We start from the raw sequence: 18,667 nt of genomic DNA on the forward strand, positions 1-18,667 counted from the left end.
GGAAACACGCGACTGTCGCGTGTTCGGCTGATCTTCGTCAAAGCCATCGGTTGCGTTTGAACAGCCGGTAGAGCATCAGGCACGCGGCGAGGGTGATTGACAGGATCATCGGATAGCCGTACTTCCACTTCAGTTCCGGCATGTAGTCGAAGTTCATGCCGTACACACCGACGATCATGGTCGGCACGGCGATGATCGCCACCCACGAGGAGATCTTGCGCATGTCGTTGTTCTGCTGCAGTGAAACCTTGGCCAGCGTCGCGTCGACGAGGGTGGTGATCAGCTCGTCGAAGCTCACGACGCGTTCGGCCACGGTCGTGAGGTGGTCGTTGACGTTGCGGAAGTAGGAGCGCAGCGTGTCGGGGACCAGCGCGCCGCAGTGGCCTTCACTGAGTTTGCGCAGCGGGCTGATCAGTGGCATGACGGCGCGGCGGAGCTCCATGAGTTCCCGCTTGACCAGGTACATCTGCTCGACACCGATGTCGCTGCGGAGTGCGAACACCGCGTTCTCGACCAGGTCGATGTCGGCTTCGAACGCCTCGACAACCTCCAGGTAGCCGTCGACGACGCGGTCGGCGATGGCGTGCAACACCACCGCCGGCCCTGCTGTGAGCCGCTCGGGTTCTTGCTCGAGGTCCTTGCGCAGGTGGCCGAGCGAGGAGTGGTTGCCGTGACGGACGGTGATGACGTAGTCGCGGCCGAGGAAGACCATGATCTCGCCGGACTCGACGATCTCGTTGGCTGTCGTGGGGGAGTCGTGTTCGACGTAACGGACCGTCTTGAACACCGCGAACAGGTTGTCGGGGTACTGCTCGAGCTTGGGGCGCTGGTGGGCGTGCACGGCGTCTTCCACGGCGAGCTCGTGCAGGCCGAACTCCTCGGTCACGTCGCGGATCTGCTCGGCGTCCGGCGCGAACAGACCGATCCAGACGAACCCTTCCCCGCGGCTGCGCACCTCTGCCGCTGCCCGCGTCGGCGACCACTCGCCGGGAATGCGCATACCGTCGACGTAGACGCCGCACGCCAGGACGGGGTCGCGCTCTGTCGGAGCCGTCACCTCTGGGCTGTCGCCAACCGGGGTCGTCATAGCGGCGATCTTTCCTCAGCGAAAGAAGCGCTCGGGACGAAGGGACCATTTTTACGGAATCCTTACGGCTGTCCGCTCCTGGCTTTACACGCGCAGGACTTCGACGCGGGTTGACTCGCTTCTTGTGAACGGTCTGGCCTCTCCGGGCTGGTTGGTGCTGCTCGTGGTGGTGGCAGCACTGGCCGGCGGGTACGTGTGCGCGCAGCGGCGGCGCCGCAAGCAGGTGCTGCGTTTTGCCAACCTGGAGATGCTGGAGCGGGTGATGCCACGCACGCCTCGTTGGCCCCGGCACGTCGTGGCCGCACTGCTCTTGGCCGGGCTCGCGCTGTCGACGGTCGGGCTGTCCGGGCCCACGGCGGACCAGCGCGTACCCCGCAACCGTGCCGTGGTGATGCTGACGGTGGACGTGTCGCTGTCGATGCAAGCCACCGACATCAGCCCGAGCCGCCTGGAAGCCGCGAAGAAGGCCGCGTTGTCGTTCGTTCGCGGCCTGACACCGGGTGTGAACCTGGGCCTGGTGACGTTTTCCGGCACCGCCACGATCCAGGTCACCCCGACGACCAAGCGGGAGCCAGTGGTCAAGGCCATCGAAGAATTGAGGCTCGGTCCCGCGACCGCCACCGGTGAGGGCCTGGCGTCCTCGCTGAAAACCGTCGAGCAGTTCGGTGATCTGCTCGGCGACGCTCAGGGCCCCCGCCGGCGCGCATCGTGCTGATGAGCGACGGCAAGCAAACCGTCGGCCGCGATGTCTTCGAAGTCGCCGCAGAGGCCAAGCAAGCCGGCGTGCCGATCACGACCACCTCGTTCGGCACCGAGACCGGCACCGTGGAGATCGAGGGCCGCAGCCAGCGGGTACCGGTCGACAACGAGGCGGTGGAGCAGGTCGCCGAGCTTTCCGGCGGAGACTTCTACCAAGCCGAGAGCGCGGAGGAGATCCGCTCGGTCTACGACACGCTCGGCGAGCAGATCGGCTACGAGATCGTGCCCGGCGACGCCAGCAAACCCTGGTTCGCGCTGGCCACCCTGCTCACCGCAACTGCCGGCGCCACCGGCCTGGTGTTCACCCGCCGCTTGCTCTGACCCGCAGGGCTTCGGCGCTCTTTTGCCACTTCTGCACGCCCGACCTCACTGACCCACCACGGGGGAATCCGCCATGACCGACACCTCGCAGTTCGCCATACCCGAACGCGTGGACAGCCCCGTTCCGCCCCACGCGCCCTCCACCGGGCTGGGGCGGTGGATGCTGCGGCACCGGGTGCAACCTGTGGTCGGCCCAGCGGCCGACGAAAACCACGCCGCGCCGCAGGCGTGGTGGAAGGTGATGTGCCTGACTGGCGTGGACTACTTCTCCACGCTGTCCTACCTGCCCGCCATCGCGGCACTGGCCGCCGGAGCGATCTCGCCCCTGGCGACGCTGCTGATCGTGGCCCTCACGCTGTTCGGGATGCTGCCGATGTACCGGCGCGTCGCGAAGGAGAGCCCGCACGGCCAGGGATCGGTCGCGATGCTGGAGAACCTGCTGCCGTTCTGGCGCGGCAAGCTCTTCGTGCTCGTGCTGCTCGGGTTCGTCGCGACCTCGTGGATCATCACCATCACGCTGTCCTCGGCGGACGCCACCGTGCACCTGCTGGAGAACCCGTACGCCCCGGAATTCCTGCACGGCCACGAAGTCACCGTGACGGTGGTGCTGCTGCTCGTGCTGGGCGGGGTCTTCCTGCTCGGTTTCAGCGAGGCGGTCGGCGTGGCCATCCCGCTGGTCGCGGTGTTCCTGCTGCTCAACGCCGTGATCGTGGTCGCAGGTGTGGTGGAGGTGCTGGCCGAGCCGGTGGTGCTGGACCGGTGGCTGGACGCGCTGACCTCCGGCGGCGGGGGAGTGGTCGGCGTGATCGGGCCGGCGATCCTGGCGTTCCCGTTGCTGGTGCTCGGCTTGTCCGGCTTCGAGACCGGCGTGAGCATGATGCCCCTGGTCGCCTCGAAGGGCCGGACCGCGCAAGAGCGGTTGCAGGACCGCGTCCGCAACACCCGCAAGCTGCTCACCGCGGCCGCGGTCATCATGTCCGTGTACCTGATCGCCACGAGCTTCGTCACCACCGTGCTGATCCCCGCGGAGAAGTTCCAGCCCGGCGGCGAAGCCAACGGACGCGCCCTGGCCTACCTCGCCCACGAACTGCTCGGCGAGGGCATCGCCACCGTCTACGACATCAGCAGCATCCTCATCCTGTGGTTCGCCGGCGCCTCCGCGATGGCCGGCTTGATCAACATCGTGCCCCGCTACCTGCCTTCGTACGGCATGGCTCCGGAGTGGTCCCGGGCCGTCCGCCCGGTGGTGCTCGTCTACACCGCCATCTGCATCCTGGTCACGATCATCTTCAAGGCCGACGTCAACGCCCAGGCCGGCGCCTACGCCACCGGCATCCTGGCCATGATGGTTTCCGCGTCGGTCGCCGTGACGATCTCCGCGATCCGCCGCCGGCAGCGACGCAACGCGATCGCCTTCACCGTGCTGACGCTGGTGCTGCTCTACGCCCTCGTCGAGAACGTGATCGAGAAACCCGACGGCATCACGATCTCGATCTTCTTCATCCTCGGCATCGTCGCCATCTCGCTGGTCTCCCGCGTCAGCCGCACCACCGAGCTGCGCGTGGAGCACATCGAGTTCGACGAACCCGCTCGCCGCTTCGTCACCGACTCACTCGCCCACGACGGCAACCTGACCCTGATCGCCAACCGCCGCCAGGCGGGGGACTGCGCCGAGTACACCGAGAAGGAAGCCGAACAGCGGGGGACGAACCCCGTCCCCGGCACAGCCGACGTGATCTTCCTGGAGATCGACGTCGTCGACCCCTCCGACTTCAGCGAGGTCCTTCAGGTACGCGGCGTGGAGGTGGACGGGCACCGGATCCTGCGAGCGGACAGCCCGGCGGCGCCCAACGCCATCGCCGCCATCCTCCTCGCCCTGCGCGACACCACCGGGGTCCGCCCGCACTGCCACTTCGCCTGGAGCGAGGGCAACCCGCTGGGGCACCTGTTCCGCTACCTGCTCCTCGGCCGCGGCGACACCGCCCCGGTCGTGCGGGAGATCATCCGCACGAGTGAACCCGACCCGGATCGACGGCCTGGCATCCATGTCGGCGGCTGAGCATCTCGACCGTCAGGACCCGAGCGGATGCGACAACCACATCCGCTCGGGTCCACAATGTGCCACCGACTGAGCAAGGTGGTCACATGCGTTCGGTGAGCCCGAACAGGGACGTACTCATCGCTGTTCTGATCCTCGTCGCAGGCGTCGCCGTGGTGACCGCGATGCACCTGATGTGGCCGGAGTCGTCAGGAACCACGACGACGTACGTGACACGTGATGACCGATCCGACCGGGCAGGCCTCCTGCCGCTCGAGATCACGGACATCTCCGGTGCTCCGGTGACGCTGACAGCGGAGGGCGACAGCAGCAGAACGGTGCGGCTGAACAACCCGAACGAGGTCGACCTCGTGCTCGACGAGTTGCGGGCGGAGTTCGGTCAACCGGTGGACGAGGCGCGGCAGCCGGTGGCGGACTGCCCGGCGGACCTCCTCCAAGCCGAGCCCGTGGACGCGGCAACCGTCGTCGCGCCCGGGAAGTGGGTGGACGTGGTGATGAAGATCCGGATTACTGGCGAACTACCCGCCGCTTGCGAGGGTGTGGTCTTCCCGCTCACCTACTCCGTCCGAACCGCACCGAGTTCAGGTGAACCAGGTGCGTGACAGCTCCGAGGAGCTGGATGCCATGGCGGAGTGCACATCCACTGGACCGAGCGGACCTGACTCGAGCGAGCATCGCACCGGCGGACAGGCCGGGTGAGCGTGGTGTTCCTCGGTTTGCCACGCTGTGGCGATGCGCCGACTGCTGTTCGACTCTGATGGTGTGCTCCGACCGGCGGTTCTGATCGGGCTGCTCGTGCTCGTTCCGCTGGTCGTGCTGGCTCTGGCTTCTTGGGGTGGCTGGGCCGGACTGGCGCTGATCACGGTGATCATCGCGACAGGTCTCGTGTTGATGCTGCGCGTCCACTCCTGAGTCAGGCGCGCAACGGCTGAGCAGGATGGCGCTCCGCCGATGTGGTCCTTGCCGGCTCCGGTCGTCGAGCACCGGCACTGCGGTTCGGCGTGGAGGAACGTCCCGGCAGCTGCTCATGGTCGGAGCAGGTCCTCAAGCGCTCGAATCGCGTGTCCGCCCGCGATCTGCGACTTCCAACCGGTGGCTTTCGACGTCTGAACGGACAGACGCTGAGTTGATGGGCTTCTTTGCGCGGGTATGACCCGACTTTGACCATCGAGGCGGGTCAAAGCAGACCGGGGACGACTGGTTGCGGTGGCCGACATAGCCGTGATTGCGGTGCCGTTCGGTCTGGTCGGTGGACGGCTCTACCACGTGGCGACCGACTACTGCCGGTACTTCGGTGAGGGCAAAAACCCGCTGGACGTGCTGAAGATCTGGGACGGTGGCCTCGGTATCTGGGGTGCCATCGCCCTCGGAGGAGTCGGCGCATAAATCGGCGATCGTCGTGGCGCAGGCGTTGATGCGTTCCGACGATGCCACGCACGTCCTCGGCGTTCGGATCAACGTGTGGACGTCAATCCTGGTGTTTCTCGGAGCGGTGGTGTACTTCGTGCTGGCCCGGCATCGCGGGGACCGCGAGGTGCTGGTGTCAGATCCCGTTGCCCAGGACGAGAGGGGCAGCGGACACGCACGCACCGGTGACCAGGACGGCAAGGACGAGCAGGACTCGCGGCCGGGGCGAGAGTCGTCCTCGACGGCCGAGGAGCGCCAGCGCCGCCGACACCGTGGCTGTGCACGCGGCAGGCAGCGTCGCCACGCCCCAGCCGTGTCGTGCTGCCACGCCGACGAGGAGCAGCGAACACGCCGCAGCGGACAAGGCGGTGCGGTGCCATGCGAAGCTCGTGCGTTCCGGCTGCAGGCCGGCGTCACGGTTCATCCGGCGACCACCAGCACTGCGGCGAGCAGCGCGAGCACCAACACTCCAGCCGCCAGCACCGCGACCATGGGGCTGGGCGGCAGCGCGGCTCCCGCTCGCATGGCCTGCTGTGCGCGCCGCCACCGCGGGAAGCTGGTGGCCGCGACGATCGCGGCCAGGACGATGCACCCGACCGCGAGCACGGTGGTGGCTCCGGCCCAGTCGAACGGCGGTACGAATTGACGCACCGCGACACCGGCCGCCAGCAGGCCCAGCGCGGTACGGATCCAGGCCAGGAACGTGCGCTCGTTGGCGAGCGTGAACCGGTAGTCGGGCTCGTGGTCCGGCCGTTCGGCCGTCATCGCCTCTCCTGCCTGTCGCGTGTGTCAGTGGTCGCCGATGTGGGCGAACTCGACGTGGTGGTCGGCGCCGCGCTGGGCTTGATCGTGATGGTAGGCGTGGGCTCGGGTGAGTGCGTGAAGGTGATCAGAACGGGCTCCTCCTGTGCCGCCACGCCACAACCGGTCGTGAGGCAGACGATCAGCAACGCCAACAGTGTCCGGCTCATTGCGCGGAAGCCTCCGGTAGTTCGACGACGAAACGCGCGCCCCCGCCGGGCCGTTCCTGTACCCATGCGCGACCGTCGTGCCGGCGCACGTGATCCGCGACGAGAGCGAGACCCAGCCCGCTGCCGGAGTCGGTTCCCCTGCTGCCCGCACGAGTGCCGCGCGCGAACCGCTCGAAGATCCGTTCACGCAGTTCGACCGGAACACCGGGACCGCGGTCGTCGACCTCGAGGCGGACTTTGCGGCCGCTGCGAAGGACTGCCACGCGAACCGCACCTCCGGCGTGACGCTCGGCGTTGTCGAGCAGGTTGTTGACCACGCGGTCCAGACGGCGGCGATCGGCGATCACGAGTGGTGCGGAGGAGTCCACCTCTACCTCCGGGACGACCTCGTCGGATCGGGTGGCGAGTACGTTGTGCACGAGCCCTCCGAGGTCGACCGGTTCCAACGCACGGTCGTCCTCCTGCTGATCGGAGCGGGAGATCTCCAGCAGATCGACAACCATGCGCGCGAACCGGTCCACCTCGGATGTGAGCAGGTCGGTCGCTCGTCCCGCTGTACCGGGGATCTCGTCCCGTCGACGGCGCAGCACCTCGGCGGCGTTCAACATGGTGGTGAGCGGCGAGCGCAGTTCGTGACTGACGTCACCGGCGAACCTGGCGTCACGCAAGGCTCGCTGTTCGAGCTCGTCGGCTGTCTTGTTGAACGTCCGGGCCAACGGCGCGAGATCCGGATCCGAGCGTTCGGGCATGCGCGACCGGAGATCTCCTGCCGCGATGCGGTGGGCCACGGCGGTGAGCTCCGACAACGGCCGCAGCGCCCGTCTTCCCGCCCACGCTCCCAATGCGACGCCGAGCAGTCCGCTCACCACTGTGCCGGCGATGAGCACGGCGCTGAGAAAGCGGAACGTGCGGTCGAGCTGCAGCGTGGGGGACAACTCCACGTAGTGAACGTCGCCGGAGGTGATCGGCAGCGTGACGGCGATGACCGGAATGCCGTCGACCACGATCCGCTGTCTCGCGGGGATGCCGCTGTGAGTGAGTTCGAGCAGCTTCGGCGGGAGGATCGAAGGGTCGATCTGGCGGCCGCTGGAACGCAATCCGTCCGGGTGGTACAGCAAGATCGTCAAGTCCGGTCCCGTGGTCAGACCGGTGAGAAGCTTGTCCAGGCCCTCGCCGCCGCGGCGCAACTCCTCATCGATGACCTTCGCGTTGACCTCGGCCTGCCGCACCGCACTCTGCTCCCGCTGGCGCAGCAGGTATCCGGAAGACAGGTTCCACGTCGCCATCGCCAGCACGGTGGACAGCAGGAACGAGCCGAGGCCGAAAGCGGCCGCCAGTCGCCAGCGCAACGAGAGCTGCGGACGCCTGCGGCCGCTCATGAATTCCGATCCACCCGATAGCCGGTGCCGCGGACAGTGATCAGCACTTCAGGGGAGTCGGGATCGCGTTCGATCTTGCAACGCAGCCGGCGGATGTGGACGTCGAGCAGTCTGGTGTCGCCGTAGTAGTCGTAGCCCCAGACACGACGAAGCAGCTGCTCCCTGGTCACGATCCGTCCCTCTGCGATCGCCAGTTCCGCCAGCAAACGGAACTCCGTCTTGGTGAGGCGCAGGTCGGCACCGGCCCGTCGAGCCACTCCCTCGTCCGGCCTGATCTCGAGATCGCCCACGCGGTACACGGCGTTCTGCAGATCAGTGCGACGGCGCCGGAGCAGCGCCCGGATTCTGGCTGCCAGCTCGCTCGCGACGAGCGGCTTGGTGACGTAGTCGTCGGCGCCGGCCTCCAACCCGGCGATCACGTCAGCCGTGCCCGTGCGGGCCGTCACGATGATGATCCTCAGGTCGGCACGTGATCGCAGCGCCTTGCAGACAGCCAGGCCGTCGACACCGGGGAGCGTCAGATCCAGCAGCACGACATCGAACACGTCGTTGTCGAGCCGGTACAGCGCCTCCTCGCCAGAAGCCGCCTCGACGACGTCGAACCCCTCGTCGCCCAATGACAGCTCAAGCGCCTGCCGGATGCGCTCGTCGTCTTCGACGAGCAGCACGCGATAGTCCATGTCCCTGTGTCCTCGCTCCCTTGCAGGAGCAGCTTTCCACCGGTCGCCTCGCGCAGTGGTTTCGGGGGACGTCGAGAAGCAGCGCCACGAGGACGACGCATGGGTCTGAGTGTTGGACGAGCGGCTCCGCGAGCGACAGGACGGGCGGTGAAGCCGCCCTGCACGGCTTCACGCACCCCTGCGCCCCGTCGGGCACGGCCACCGATCACGTGCTGAACCGCCGACCAGGCGGGACAGCGAATGTGGGCGGAGACCTCGAACAAAGTAGCGCGTCCAACCTTGCAAGATGCTTACAGATCGCTGATCGCCATCACGAAGAGGAATCGACATCACTCGCCTTCAACGCGTTTCGTAAGGAATCCGCAAGGTTGGTGACGCAGTTGGTCGACATGCTGTAGGCGTGGCCACAAGCCGGTGCAGCATTCGCCTGCGCACGAGCTGATTCTCGGCTTGACGCGTCTCGAGCCAGAGTTCGCGGAGAGTGTTGGGCGCACGATGCTGCGTCACGCGGACTGCTACCGGCGTTGATCCCATGGGTCTCCGCAGTTTCGCGAGCTGACAGTCCGAAAACGACCCCGAGCAGCAGGATCTCGCGCTTCAGGGCAGGCAGTCGCTCCAGCAGCAGGCCTGGTCCGTCCATGAGCTCTCGTCGCATCACGGAGTTCTCCGGCGTAGGTCCGTCGCGACATCGTCTGGTGCGTCTGTGACCGGTTCAGCGTGGTGACGCGCCGCGATCCCGCACACGAACGCGAGAAGCGGTTTTCCCTGCTCGCGGTGAGTGGGAAGACCCTTCACCAGGGCGAGACACACTTCGTGTGCCACGTCGTCGGCAGAGCGGTATGCACGGTTGTCCCACCCGAGGCGCGCCCTTGCGGTACCGCACCACCACAGGCCGCGCGAACGTCAGGCGAGCCCGACCGCTGTCCGATCTTCCCTGGCCGCACGCTTCACCAGCTCCGAGTCGGGCTCGGAAGCCAAGGGATGCGGACCGATGACGTCAAGTTCGCGAGGACCGATGACGGCGTCTTCCACCTTGATCTCCGCTCGCGCCACGCCACCGCTGACTCGGCCGGCGGTTCGCTCATCATCAAGTCGAACCCACCTTTCGTGCAAGAAGGACACTGTGTTAAGTGTTTGCGCGATGACCGATCAAATAGTCAAGACAGGCACAACTCCGCCGATCCGCAGTCGTTTGGGCAGATCATTTCGGGAGAGTCGAACTCTCCTGCGCTCGGTTCGGCAAGGGAGGCCAAGTGGAGGAATCCGCAGACGTGCTCGTCGAGCGTGAACTGCTCGACGGCAGCCTGTCGGTCGCCGAGGATCGGCGTAGACTTCGTGACGCGCTCAGCGGCGTCAACGAGGATCGTGTCGAGGACGCACTGCTCATCATGACTGAGCTGGTCGAGAACGCTTATCACCACGCCGACGGTCCACGCCGTCTTTGCGTTCATCTGGTGCGAGAAAGAGGCGCTATCCGGATCGAGGTCGAGGACGCAAGCCCCACGCGTCTTCCGGTGCTCGGACGGCACGGTCACCCCGATTCCGACGGCGCCGGTCTGTTGATCGTCAACCGGCTGGCAAGCCATTGGGGTTGCCGCCGGCGCAACGCAGCCAAGACGGTGTGGGCAGAAGTCTCAGACCCAGGGGAGGCGGTCAGGCTTTCCTCAACAGGTCACCGATGACCGGGGTTGGGTCACCGGACAGGTGGCGCAATGCCGCCGGCGCCAGGATCACGCCAGAGCGCTGACCGTTTCGCTTGCAGTCCCACCGTCAGCGCCGCGAATGGTCGGGTTCGAGCCCTGCGCCGCTCGCTCGGGGTGCATGTCAGCGATCACCAGATGTCCGCCTGGACGCAGAACCGTGGCGAACTCCGCCATCACCGGATTGAGTGCCGGACCGCGGGTCAGTGCCAGCGCGCACGACCAGATCGACCTCGTCGTGGGCCACCTGAAGCCGAGACAGGTCACCGAGCACGAACTCGCTCCCCGACACCTGCGGTGAGCGAGTTCAGGTCTCCATGATCGCGGGCTCGTCGATGTCGAACGACGCGTTGAGCTAGAGTTTTAACCTCTGAACGGCTGGGCGAGACCCTGGTTGATCATTCTTCTTGTCCAGGGAAGAAGATCGTCACCAAGGGCTTCAGTTGATCAGTGTGCACCATGCCTCCGGCGCCGCCGCGTTCGGGAGTTGTCCGGGTTGCGGCAGGAGTTCTACCGCTGTCCGACCCGGCGGGCGGACGCGTTGTCCGAGCTGGCCGACGCGGTGCTGTGCGCGGACGGTCCGGTCCGCTCGGTCGCGGAGCTCTCACTCACAGGTGAGCACCGCCGCGGGCATGGGAGCGGCTACGCCGCGCTGGCCCGAGGCCGGGTCGACCTCGACCGGTTACGCACCGCCCTGACCGGGGTGTCGCTGCCGCGTGCCGCGGACGGGCGGCTGGTGCTGGCGGTGGACGTGACCTGCTGGCTGCGCCCGGAAGCGCACACGTGCCCGCAGCGGATCCTGTGTCACACCTACGGCCGGGGCAAGGACCCAGCACATCATGGTGCCGGGCTGGCCCTACTCCGTCGTCACCGCCCTGGAAACAGGACGTCATTCGTGGACCGCGCCGCTGGACGCGGTCCGACTCGTGCCCGGCGACGACGCCGCGAGCGTGACCGCCCGGCAGATCCGCGACGTCGTGGACCGGCTGATCACCGCCGGGCACTGGCAGCCGGGGGATCCGGAGATCCTGCTCGTCGCCGACGCCGGCTACGACGGACCCCGGCTCGCGCACGTGCCGGCCGATCTCCCGCTCGTCGTGCTGGTGCGGATGCGCTCAGACCGTGTGCTGCGCCGTCCCGCGCCGCCGTTGCGGCGCAGCCCCAGCCCAGGCCGCCCTGCCCGCCACGGCACCGAGTTCGCCTTCGGTGACCCGAACACTTGGGCGAGCCGGATATCACCCTCGAGACCACGACCCGGCTCTACGGACCGGCGCTGATCCGGGCCTGGGACCGGCTGCACCCCAAGCTCACCTCCCGCACCGCCTGGACCGGCCACACCGGTGACCTGCCCATCCTCGACGGCACCGTGATCCTGCTGCAGGTCGAGCGACTGCCTTCCGGCGCGATCCCGAAACCCGTGTGGCTCTGGCACTCGGAAACCGGCCTCACCGCGATCGAGGTCGATCTGGCCTGGCAGGCGTTCCTGCGCCGGTTCGACATCGAGCACACCTTCCGCATGCTCGAACAGACACTCGGCTGGACCACCCCGAAACTCCGCTCACCCGAAGCGGCCGATCGCTGGACCTGGCTGCTGCTGGCCGCATACACCCGGCTTCGCCTCGCCCGCGATCTCACCGTCGACCTGGGCCCCCGGGAGAAATCCCGGCCGGCGCAACGGCCAAGTCCATCGAGGGTCCGCCGGGGGTTTCGGAACCTGCGTCCACAACTGGCCTGTCCGGCCGTGTCCCGAAACCCTCCCTGCCCGGCCCGGGACGCCCCACAGGACTGCCCAACCACCAGCCCGCGACACGCCATGACGTCCACACCGTCACCAGTGCGAACAAACAGAAACCCAAACACGGCAAGAAGACCCAGCCGACCAACCCGAGACCCCGTCGAACAGGTCAAAACTCGAGCTAGTGCAGTGCGGACGGACCGCTCGCAAACGCGGTGATCCTGCGGCGCGAGAGGAGCATCGCGCCTGCGGCGGCGCGGTCCATCACGCCGTTGGTCCCACGGTGAACACCCGTCAGCGCCAAATCGATCGCCGGTACCACGCCCTCGCTCGTCCACCGGCAGAGCCACGCGGCTGATCAGGTTCATGATCAACGCGCCGATGACCAGCCACGGCAGCGCCGCGACACCTTCGTTCAGCAGCACCGCCGCGCGCTCGTTGTCAGGGGAGAACAGGCGGTCGAACTCGAGATCCACTCCGCCGGCCCAGCCGGAGATGAACGAGGCGAAGCCGTTGCCCATGTTGGCCCATATGCGTGGTCCTGGCGGTCACTCTGATCTGTGGGGTGCCGAACGGACCGATGGCTTCACCTCGGAGCCGAAGCCTCGCCGGTCCGGGAGCACTTCTTGGTGAAGACGGTCGCCGCGGCGGCGAGTTGCCAGGTGGTGATCGCGTAGACGGAGCCGCGTTCCCATGTGCCGTCCTCGAACAGCAGGGGGTTCCCGACGGCAGTGTTGACGCCGAGTGCGAACAGCGAGGTGATGCCGATGCCGCTCAACGTGAAACCGACGAGCCGGGTGAAGCGGGCTACGGCGTGCCGGCGAAGCAGAAGAGCTACGGCCAGGGTGGCGAGGTTGCCGCCGAGGATCGCCATCACCGCACCGACCGGGTGGAGAGCGGCAGTACCGCCGTCCGCCGCTTGCTGACCGCTGTGGAAGGTGGCGACCAGGGCGTTGCCGCCCGCGTGCACGACCGCCAGTGCCAGGAAAGCCGAACGTCCCCGGCCGGCGGGCAGGGCCCGGGCCGCGAACATCGCGCCGAGCAGGAAGAACAAGCCTTGGTGCAGGAAGCCGAGGTTCATGACCTCCGCCAGCGGCGAGTCGACCGACCGCTCGTCCAAGGCGTCCTCCCGCACGGCGCCGAGGTCGCTGATGTAGTTGCGCGCATAGCTGTAGTTCGGAAAAGCGGACGCCGCGACGGCCTCCGAGAGCAGGTACCAGGTACTGCCCAACGCCCACAGCGCCGCTGCGGTGATCAACGGCTCCCGTCTCAGATCGCCCGGTCGCGCCATTCTCGCTCCTCAACCACACCGGCCACCGGTTCTAACCGTGCATCGACGACACCCTGGTCGCCGCACTGACCCGTCTCGGGCGCCGATGGAGGACGCCCGAGACGGGTCAGTGTGAGAGCGCGCTGAGCAAGAAGAAGCGCTCTCGTGCGTGGGGTGGCTTGGAGGTCAACGGCGACCGAGGCCCAAACCCAGATCGATGCCCAGGTCCAGGTTCAGACCGAGCAGGCCGCCGTTCCGCGTCTGGAAGGGGCCACAGGCGGCCGGCGAGGTGGCCTCCAGGGGCAGGGACGGGTCCAAGTCGCTGGGCGCGCTGCCGTCGTAGGCGCCGCTGCGGTTGGGGTCGATGCCGTGTACGACCAGTACTGCCTTGCCGTTGCGGATGTTGCTCGCGACGTCGGCGGTCACCGTGATACTGCGCCGGTAGTTGTAGGAGGTGCCGTCGGGCGTCGGGAAGCGGTCGACGGCCAGGCCGCTGCCGGGGCTGGTGTCGCCGTTCGTGGTCAGCGAGGTGCCGATGTGGCCGTAGAAGGGATGGCCTTCGGTGGTGTTGACGATGCCGTCACCGCTGGTGTCGGCGCGTTGGGACGGGCAACGGCCCTGTGCGCCGATGTGGATGTGCTGTGCGTGCGGAGCGTCGGCGAGCACGCCACGCACCCGGAAGGCGATTTCTACCTGATTTCCGCGCAGCACGAGAGCACCCTGCCCGAAAGCTCCGCTGTGGTTGAGCTGCCGGAGCTGCACGGTGGCCACCGTGGTGCCACCGTCACGCCCGGATCCGGTGCCGTGGTCGCCCTCGTGGGCCGAGGCCACCGCGGGCGAGGCAAGAGCCATTCCTAGCGCGAGCGCCGGAACCGCCGCACGTGCCGCCTTCGTCTTGAACGCCGTCATCATTCGTTCCTTCCTGTTGCGGGTCGAAACGATCTGCCTTACAGGAAGAGTTCGGTGCCGAGCCCGATGCGGATTGCCCCTACCACGAAGTAACCCACCAGCCCAGGCGCCACAGCCGGATGGCTCGAGCAGTCCGCACGATCCAGTGACCCCCTCTGGTGGACCGGACGTGCCGCCGCGGACCCGATCCCACGAACAGGAACCTCGGTGCCGCAGCGAACTGCGGTGCCGAGGTCATCGTGATCCGGTGGAGGAGCCGGACCTCAATCAGATTGGCCAACAAGTAGCCGCCGCACGGGACGGACTCCTCGGGCTGCAAGAGGTAGCGCAACCGCGTTGTCGCCCATGCCCTTTCGCCCATCGGCTGGGCGAGCAGACCGTGAGGAAGAGGCCCTTGCGGTCGACCTGCCGGGCAGGCAGAGCCCAGGCGCCGACGGGACTTCGCGGTGCTGGCGGACACGGCGGCGATGGTCAGGGTGCCGCCGCAGGCGTGCTGACCGCACCAGACGGTGAAACCTACACTCGGGCGACGCCGCCGTACCCGAGTGCTCGCGCGACGGCTTCCTGCTCGAGAAGGTTGTCGGGCCGCCAGTCCGGCAGGCATACCAGGCCCGGCTCGACCAGCCGCATCCCTTCGAACCAGTCGAGGATCTCCCGGTGGGAGCGGATGTACACGTGCTCGTCGGCGGCGGCGCAGGCGTCCACCAGCCGCGTCACCTGGGCCCGCAGTTCGGGACCGGCCTGCTCACTCGCGATGTGCGAGACCGCGATGAAGCTGCCCGGTGTCAGCCGTTCCCGGTAGGCCGCGATCAGCTCGCCGGGCCGTTCGTCGACCGGCCCTTCCGCGTGGTTCCGGGGGTCTCGACGAACCCGCGGACGCCAAAGACTTGCTGCTGAGGGTGGCGCGTGGGGACGAGGCGGCGTTCGGGCAGTTGTACGACCTCGTGTCGGGCATGGTGTCCGGGCTTGTGCGTCGTGTGCTGCGCGACCACGCACAGTCGGAAGAGGTGTTCCAGGAGGTCATGCTCGAGGTGTGGCGGACTGCGAGCCGATTCGACCCGGGCCGCGGCAAGGCCACGACCTGGATCATGACCATGACACACCGCCGGGCTGTCGACCGGGTGCGGTCCGCGCAGGCGGCGGCCGACCGGGACGAACGAGTCGCGGTGATGGGCGTGACGACTCCGTTCGACGAGGTCGTCGAACAGGTCACCGAACGGCTCGAACAGCACAAGGTCAGGCGATGCCTGTCGTCGCTGGCCGATCTGCAGCGCGAGTCCGTGCTGCTGGCCTACTACCAGGGCTACGCCTATCCGGAGGTGGCCAGCCTGCTCGGCATTCCACTGGGCACGGTGAAGACCCGGATGCGTGACGGCCTGATCAGACTCAGGGACTGCTCGGGGGTGGCGGTATGAGCACGTCGTCAGATCTGCACACATTGACGGGCGCCTACGCGATGAACGCCTTGTCCGACTCCGAACGTGCGGAGTTCGAAGGGCATCTGCCGCATTGCCCGTCCTGTACTCAGGAGGTCGCCGAACTGCAGGCCACCGCGGCCACTCTCGGCGCGGCTGCGGAGCTCGCGCCACCGGCTCATCTGCGGGCGCAGGTGCTGACCGGTGTGACCGCCACGCGTCAGTTGCCGCCGGAGACGCCCGCGCCGGCGGCGGAGGTGCTCGTGCTTCCCTCAAGGAACCGGTGGATCGTCCGGACGAGCGTGCTCGCCGCGGCCGCCGGCGTGCTCGTTGCCGTCGTGATTGGTGTTCAGGGTGTGCAGGACCGCAGTGAGCTCGACGCGCTGAGTCAGTCGGCCGCCGGCTACAGCCAGATCTCGGATCTGTTGAGCGCTCCTGATGCGAAGCTGTTGAGCGACTCGGGGACCGGTGTGGCCACGGCACCGTCGTGATGTCGCCGAGCCGCGGCAAGGCGGCGTTCCTGGCCAACGGGTTGCCGTCGCTGCCCGCGGACCGCGCGTATCAGCTGTGGGTGGTCAGACCTGACGGGCCTCACTCGGCAGGGTTGCTGCAGGACGAACCCGTAGTCGCTGATGGCCTTGCCGACGCGTGGGCGCTCGCGTTGACCGTCGAACCGAGCGGTGGCTCACCTGCCCCTACGACGACCCCCGTCCTCGCGATCTCGATGGTCTGATCCGGACACGACGCGACCTCGGCGGCCTGGTGGCTGTCGGGGCCGCGTCGTCTCTGCTGGTGTTCAGAGCCAGGAGGAGAGCGCCTTGAGGATGTCGGCGCGTTTGCGTGGCGCGGTGAGGGTGGCGACGGGGTGACCGCCGGAGAACAGGATCAGCGTGGGGATGCTGAGCACCTGGTAGCGGACAGCGATGTCGGGGTGGGCGTCGATGTCGACCTTGACGACGGAGATCGTGTCCTGGTGTTCTTCGGCGATGGCGGTGACGACCGGGCTCAGTGCCTTGCACGGGCCGCACCAGGGCGCCCAGAAGTCGACCAGCACGGGCTTGTCGGCGGCGAGAACGGTGGTGTCGAAGGAGTCCGTGGTCACGTCGGTGAGTTGCATGGTGAGGTCCCTGATCATCCGAAGGTGAAGGAGAAGGCCTGGACGCCGGGGCTGACGGTCGCGGTGAGCGAGCCGCCCTCGATCTGTTGCGTGGCCAGGAGCCGGTAGGAGTCGGGAGTGCCGTCGACCTCGATGGTCGTGGTCTTCCCGTAGTTCTCCACGGTGACGGTGCCCTTGCCGGACAGGACCATCCGGACTTCTTTGGCGCGGTAGTTGAGCTTGATCTGGGCGGAACCGCTTGTGGGCGTGATGTTCTGGCTCGCGAGTGCCCACTGGCCTGAGAGCGCGAAGCTGTCGGTGCTCTGGTTGTCCGGGAATTGGAACGACTTGTCGCCGGTGGTGTAGGTCTCGGTGCCGGCGAAGTTCACGCGCTTGGTGGAGCCGAGGTAGGTCTCGCGGGTGATGTCACCGACTGCGGGTGTGTCGTCGGCCAGTTCAGTGGCGGCCGGGAGCTGAACACCGGGCTTGGCGTCGGTGAGCAGTTGCCGGATCAGCTTTTCGGTGACGGTGTAGTCGCCTTCGCCGAACTTGATGTGCCGGACGGTGCCCTGGGCGTCGACGAGGTAGTGGGCGGGCCAGTAGCGGTTGCGGTAGTTGGTCCAGGTGCCGAGGTTGTTGTCCAGGGCGACCGGGTAGGTGATGCCGAAGTTCTTCCCCGCGGCCGCGACGTTGTCGGGTTCTTTCTCGAATGCGTACTCGGGAGAGTGGACGCCGATGACCTGGAAGCCGGCGTCGCGGTAGGCCTTGTCCCACGCGGTGATGTGCGGGATGGAGCGCTGGCAGTTGATGCAGGAGTAGGCCCAGAAGTCGATCATGACGACTTTGCCGCGCAACGACTTCAGGTCGAGTGCCTGGCCGCCGGGCGTGTTGAGCCACTGCTGGATGTCGGTGATGTCCGGTGCGGTGCCGCAGCTCTCCAGTTCGGGCGCACCGTCGGAGCACTTGTCGAGGTCCTTGTTCTGGTCGTTGACCAGCCCTCCGAGGTTGAGCGCCTTGCGGACCTGCTCGGAGTTGCCGACCTTGTCCTGCAGGGAGCCGGTGTAGTCCGGGATCACGCGCTGCAGCAGCTGAGGCAGGTTGAACACCAGTCCCAGCGCGAGCGCGATCATCACGATGCCCGCGGTGATGCGGATGCCGCGTTGACGCTTGCGGAAGGCCTGCACCCGTTCGGCGACCCTGCGGCCGGCGAGGGCGAAGATCAGCAGCGGAATCGCCGCGCCGACGGCGAAGGTGAGCGTGAGGATGACGGTCTCGGTGCCGATCCTGCCGGTGGAGCCCGCGACGGTGATGGCGGCGAGGACCGGGCCGGCGCAGGGGACGTACACCGCACCCAGGGCCAGGCCGAGGGTGAACCCGCCGCGACTGGCGTCCGGGTTGCGTTGCGGGATCCACGTGAACGGCTTTTCCAGCAACTGCTCGAAGCGGGGCACGATCAGCCCGATGCCGATCAGCGCGAGCACGATGATGCCGCCCCAGCGCAGAACGTCTTGCGGCAGGTTCAGCACCGACAGCAGCAGTGACCCGAACAGCGTGACCAGGCTGAAGCTGACGACGAGTCCGGCGATGACGAGGAAGGGGCGGGTGCGTGACGCGGGTTTGGTCGCCAGCGCGACCCCTGACCCCGTCGTCGTGCGGGCGCTCTGAGTGCCGCCGGAGAAGAAGATGACGGGGAGGACGGGAAGGATGCACGGCGAGATGCCGGTGACCAGGCCGCCGATCAGACCGATCAGTGCGAGGGTCAACATGGGGGCCTACTCGAATTGGCGGAAGTGCGTGATGCCTGTGGTTCGTGGCCGGGCGCATCGCGGATTGCCTGTGTGGAGAAGCGTTCGGCGCGCGGGCGGCAAGCCGAGCTCAC

The 18,667-nt window shown here is 67.4% G+C and carries 20 protein-coding genes and 3 pseudogenes; 12 read left to right on the forward strand and 11 right to left on the reverse strand.

Going from position 1 to position 18,667, the window contains the following annotated elements; translation table 11 throughout:
- Positions 1–37: 37 nt before the first annotated feature.
- On the reverse strand, positions 38–1,087 hold the full coding sequence (locus tag V1227_RS05945) for a magnesium and cobalt transport protein CorA (protein ID WP_329791460.1): 1,050 nt from the start codon (positions 1,085–1,087) through the stop codon (positions 38–40).
- Between the two features lie 124 nt (positions 1,088–1,211).
- Here V1227_RS05945 and V1227_RS05950 point away from each other — a divergent pair.
- The 5 genes and pseudogenes from V1227_RS05950 to V1227_RS05970 all read left to right on the forward strand — a co-directional run.
- A pseudogene (locus tag V1227_RS05950) lies at positions 1,212–2,167 on the forward strand (VWA domain-containing protein).
- A 73-nt stretch (positions 2,168–2,240) separates the two neighbouring features.
- Entirely contained in the window at positions 2,241–4,226 is a 1,986-nt protein-coding gene (locus V1227_RS05955; RefSeq protein WP_329791461.1) for an amino acid transporter, read from the forward strand.
- Between the two features lie 86 nt (positions 4,227–4,312).
- Positions 4,313–4,828 carry a hypothetical protein gene (locus tag V1227_RS05960; RefSeq protein WP_329791462.1) on the forward strand — a complete coding sequence of 172 codons (516 nt, stop codon included), beginning with the start codon at positions 4,313–4,315 and terminating at the stop codon, positions 4,826–4,828.
- Positions 4,829–4,958: 130 nt separating this feature from the next.
- Positions 4,959–5,138: a hypothetical protein gene (locus V1227_RS05965; protein WP_329791463.1), complete on the forward strand. Its 180-nt coding sequence runs from the start codon at positions 4,959–4,961 to the stop codon at positions 5,136–5,138.
- A gap of 258 nt (positions 5,139–5,396) precedes the next feature.
- Positions 5,397–5,835, forward strand: a pseudogene (locus V1227_RS05970) (prolipoprotein diacylglyceryl transferase family protein); the annotation flags it as partial.
- Here V1227_RS05970 and V1227_RS05975 read toward each other — a convergent pair.
- The 5 genes from V1227_RS05975 to V1227_RS05995 all read right to left on the reverse strand — a co-directional run bounded on the left by V1227_RS05975 (position 5,770) and on the right by V1227_RS05995 (position 9,318).
- Positions 5,770–6,057, reverse strand: coding sequence for a DUF202 domain-containing protein (locus V1227_RS05975; protein ID WP_329791464.1), 288 nt, complete (start codon positions 6,055–6,057; stop codon positions 5,770–5,772). The pseudogene V1227_RS05970 and the gene V1227_RS05975 sit on opposite strands and share 66 nt — an antisense overlap.
- Entirely contained in the window at positions 6,054–6,398 is a 345-nt protein-coding gene (locus V1227_RS05980; protein ID WP_329791465.1) for a YidH family protein, read from the reverse strand. The genes V1227_RS05975 and V1227_RS05980 overlap by 4 nt, the downstream gene beginning before the upstream one ends.
- 202 nt (positions 6,399–6,600) lie before the next feature.
- The gene (locus V1227_RS05985; RefSeq protein WP_329791466.1) at positions 6,601–7,983 is read right to left on the reverse strand and encodes a sensor histidine kinase; all 1,383 of its coding nucleotides are present in this window, start codon (positions 7,981–7,983) and stop codon (positions 6,601–6,603) included.
- Entirely contained in the window at positions 7,980–8,663 is a 684-nt protein-coding gene (locus tag V1227_RS05990) for a response regulator transcription factor (RefSeq protein WP_329791467.1), read from the reverse strand. The genes V1227_RS05985 and V1227_RS05990 overlap by 4 nt, the downstream gene beginning before the upstream one ends.
- Positions 8,664–8,973: 310 nt before the next feature.
- Entirely contained in the window at positions 8,974–9,318 is a 345-nt protein-coding gene (locus V1227_RS05995; RefSeq protein ID WP_329791468.1) for a sigma factor-like helix-turn-helix DNA-binding protein, read from the reverse strand.
- A 598-nt stretch (positions 9,319–9,916) separates the two neighbouring features.
- Here V1227_RS05995 and V1227_RS06000 point away from each other — a divergent pair.
- From V1227_RS06000 to V1227_RS06015, 4 genes and pseudogenes are all read left to right on the forward strand, one after another.
- Positions 9,917–10,345, forward strand: a complete 429-nt coding sequence (locus V1227_RS06000; RefSeq protein ID WP_329791469.1) for an ATP-binding protein — start codon at positions 9,917–9,919, stop codon at positions 10,343–10,345.
- 580 nt (positions 10,346–10,925) lie between these two features.
- Positions 10,926–11,123 (forward strand): annotated as a pseudogene (locus V1227_RS06005) (transposase); the annotation flags it as partial.
- A gap of 79 nt (positions 11,124–11,202) precedes the next feature.
- On the forward strand, positions 11,203–11,640 hold the full coding sequence (locus tag V1227_RS06010; protein WP_329791470.1) for a transposase: 438 nt from the start codon (positions 11,203–11,205) through the stop codon (positions 11,638–11,640).
- On the forward strand, positions 11,583–12,317 hold the full coding sequence (locus V1227_RS06015) for a hypothetical protein (protein ID WP_329791471.1): 735 nt from the start codon (positions 11,583–11,585) through the stop codon (positions 12,315–12,317). The genes V1227_RS06010 and V1227_RS06015 overlap by 58 nt, the downstream gene beginning before the upstream one ends.
- Positions 12,318–12,684: 367 nt before the next feature.
- Here the strand turns inward: V1227_RS06015 and V1227_RS06020 are convergent, their stop codons facing one another.
- The 3 genes from V1227_RS06020 to V1227_RS06030 form a co-directional block, all read right to left on the reverse strand.
- A complete protein-coding gene (locus V1227_RS06020; protein WP_329791472.1) occupies positions 12,685–13,389 on the reverse strand; it encodes a DUF998 domain-containing protein in 705 nt (234 codons plus the stop codon).
- Between the two features lie 165 nt (positions 13,390–13,554).
- Positions 13,555–14,277: a hypothetical protein gene (locus tag V1227_RS06025; protein WP_329791473.1), complete on the reverse strand. Its 723-nt coding sequence runs from the start codon at positions 14,275–14,277 to the stop codon at positions 13,555–13,557.
- 516 nt (positions 14,278–14,793) lie between these two features.
- Positions 14,794–15,090 (reverse strand): SAM-dependent methyltransferase, encoded by a 297-nt coding sequence (locus V1227_RS06030; protein WP_329793963.1) that lies wholly within the window; start codon positions 15,088–15,090, stop codon positions 14,794–14,796.
- Between V1227_RS06030 and sigK the strand changes: the two genes are divergently transcribed.
- The 3 genes from sigK to V1227_RS06045 are packed head-to-tail and all read left to right on the forward strand — an operon-like array spanning position 15,060 to position 16,425.
- Positions 15,060–15,692, forward strand: coding sequence for an ECF RNA polymerase sigma factor SigK (gene sigK / locus V1227_RS06035; RefSeq protein WP_329791475.1), 633 nt, complete (start codon positions 15,060–15,062; stop codon positions 15,690–15,692). The two genes, V1227_RS06030 and sigK, sit on opposite strands and share 31 nt — an antisense overlap.
- Entirely contained in the window at positions 15,689–16,183 is a 495-nt protein-coding gene (locus V1227_RS06040) for an anti-sigma factor (protein ID WP_329791476.1), read from the forward strand. The genes sigK and V1227_RS06040 overlap by 4 nt, the downstream gene beginning before the upstream one ends.
- Positions 16,183–16,425, forward strand: coding sequence for an anti-sigma factor (locus tag V1227_RS06045; protein ID WP_329791477.1), 243 nt, complete (start codon positions 16,183–16,185; stop codon positions 16,423–16,425). Before V1227_RS06040 ends, V1227_RS06045 begins: the two co-directional genes overlap by 1 nt.
- A 63-nt stretch (positions 16,426–16,488) precedes the next feature.
- Here the strand turns inward: V1227_RS06045 and trxA are convergent, their stop codons facing one another.
- Together trxA and V1227_RS06055 are read right to left on the reverse strand one after the other, a co-directional pair.
- Entirely contained in the window at positions 16,489–16,809 is a 321-nt protein-coding gene (gene trxA / locus V1227_RS06050; protein ID WP_329791478.1) for a thioredoxin, read from the reverse strand.
- Between the two features lie 14 nt (positions 16,810–16,823).
- A complete protein-coding gene (locus tag V1227_RS06055) occupies positions 16,824–18,554 on the reverse strand; it encodes a cytochrome c biogenesis protein DipZ (RefSeq protein ID WP_329791479.1) in 1,731 nt (576 codons plus the stop codon).
- Positions 18,555–18,667 lie beyond the last annotated feature (113 nt).

It is taken from the genome of Lentzea sp. DG1S-22, from assembly GCF_036321065.1.
Classification (GTDB): domain Bacteria; phylum Actinomycetota; class Actinomycetes; order Mycobacteriales; family Pseudonocardiaceae; genus Lentzea; species Lentzea jiangxiensis.